The organism is Pseudactinotalea sp. (assembly GCF_048594945.1).
Taxonomy (GTDB): Bacteria; Actinomycetota; Actinomycetes; order Actinomycetales; family Beutenbergiaceae; genus Pseudactinotalea.
Map to the genome: position 1 here is coordinate 1 of NZ_JBMDXJ010000543.1, position 2,075 is coordinate 2,075.

Here is a 2,075-nt window from a genome sequence, read left to right on the forward strand (position 1 = left end):
GACCTCAACACCCAGTTCACGGCGGCGCTGCAGGCCAAGGCGGTGCCGGACATGGTGTGTTTCCCGGAGCTGCAGTGGCTGCAGTTCTACTTCGCCGGCGCGCTGACCCCGCTCGACCCGCACTTCACGGACGAGTGGAACCTCGACATCTACCTGCAGAACTACGTGGGCGAGGGCAAGGCCGGCGACGAGACCTACGTGGTGCCGTTCGCTCGCTCCACGCCGCTCTTCTACTACAACAAGACCGCCTTCTCGGAGCTCGGCCTGCCGATCGACACCCAGTACACCTGGTCGCAGCTGCGTGAGTTCGGTCCGGAGATCGCCTCGCTGTCCGCGTCGGGTCAGTCGGTCAAGACGTTCGCCTACAGCGCGGGCGACGGCTGGTACGCCTCCTCGTGGCTGTGGGCGTTCGGTGGCGAGTGGACCGACGGCTTCGACGTCATGCCCGACGAGGCGCCGGTCACCGAGCTGCTGAACTTCGCCAAGGAGTGGGTGCACGTCGACGGCCACGCGTACCAGGCGCAGGCGGCGCACACGGACTTCCAGACCGGGCTCGTCACCGCCGTGCACGGGTCGACCGCCTCGATGCGCGGCCTCACCAACGCCGTCGACTTCGAGCTCGGTGCCGCCTTCATGCCGGGCGAGGTCAACCAGCCTCCGAAGGTCCCCACGGGCGGCTCCGGCTTCTCGCTGGTCAAGACCGACTCGCAGGAGCGCCAGGACGCCACCGCCGAGCTGCTCAAGTTCCTCGGGACCCCGGAGATGTCCGGCTGGTACCACATGAACTCCGGCTACGTGCCGATCGTCACCGCGGCTCGCGACGAGCCCGAGGTGCAGGAGCTGCACGCGTCGAACCCGAACTTCACCGTGGCGATCGAGCAGCTTGAGAACGCCCAGACGGTCGCCCCGGCATTGTGGTTCCAGGCCGGCGTCAACGCGCTGCAGGACAACCTCGCCACGCTCACCGGTGACGACGCCGACGTGCCGGCCACGATCGAGCAGATCCGGACCGGCCTCGAGGACGTGCTCGAGGACAACCGCGAGGACCTCGAAGCGCTGGGCATCTCCTGATGAGCACCCTGCACAAGCTGCTGGTCGTGTCGGTCGACGCGATGCACATGGACGACATCCCGTTCGCGAGGACCCTGCCGGCGTTCTCGCAGATCCTGGACCGGGCCGCCGTCGCCGAGATCGAGGGCATCTATCCCTCGGTCACGTACCCCAACCACACCGCGCAGACGACCGGCTGCCCGCCAGCACGGAGCGGCATCTTCAACAATCTGCAGTTCCAGCCCGGCAACGGCGACAGGTCCGAGTGGTTCTGGGACGCTGGGGCGATCAAGGTCCCGACCCTCTTCGCCGCGGCGAAGGCGGCGGGGCTCACGGTGGCGGCCGTGCAGTGGCCGGTGACCGCCAACGAGCGGGACGTCGACTGGCTGGTGCCGGAGATCGCGAGCCCGCAGGTGTTCGACGGGCTCGAGGACCAGTACCGGCAGACCACGAACGAGGCGTCCCTTGAGCGGTACATCCTGCCGAACCTGGGACTCGTCGACACCTCGGGTACGAAGCGGAACTACTTCGCCTTCGTCAATCACGTCTCGGAGCAGATCCTTCGCAACGAGCGGCCCGATGTCATGTTCGTGCACCTGGTCGAGGTGGACGCCGCCCGGCATGCCGGCGGCGCCTACGGCTCGCACGTGGAGCAGGCGCTCCGGGAGGTGGACGCGACACTCGGCACCTACCTGACCGCGCTGGCCGAGAGCGGTGACCTGGAAGACACGAACATCGTGCTGGTGTCCGATCACGGGCATCTCGACACGGAGCAGCACACGAACCTCAACACGATCTTCGTGGAGCGTGGCTTCCTCCGGGTCGACGGCGAGGGCAACCTGGTCGACTACGACGTGTTCTGCCTGGGTGCTGGTCTGTCCGGCCAGTTGTTCCTGGCCGAGGGTCTCAGCGCGGAGCGCCGCGCCGAGGTCGAGGCGCTGCTCGCCGAGATCGAGGTGGACCCGACCCTCCGGATCGAGAAGATCTGGACCTCGCAGGAGACGCTGCGCGACTACGGCCTCGAC

At 67.6% G+C, this 2,075-nt stretch carries 2 protein-coding genes; both read left to right on the forward strand.

Annotated features, from left to right (window positions below):
• On the forward strand, nt 1–1,071 hold a 1,071-nt coding region (locus ACOJSN_RS24675; RefSeq protein ID WP_420115132.1), incomplete at its 5' end, for an extracellular solute-binding protein.
• On the forward strand, nt 1,071–2,075 hold a 1,005-nt coding region (locus ACOJSN_RS24680; RefSeq protein WP_420115133.1), incomplete at its 3' end, for an ectonucleotide pyrophosphatase/phosphodiesterase. The genes ACOJSN_RS24675 and ACOJSN_RS24680, both read left to right, overlap by 1 nt.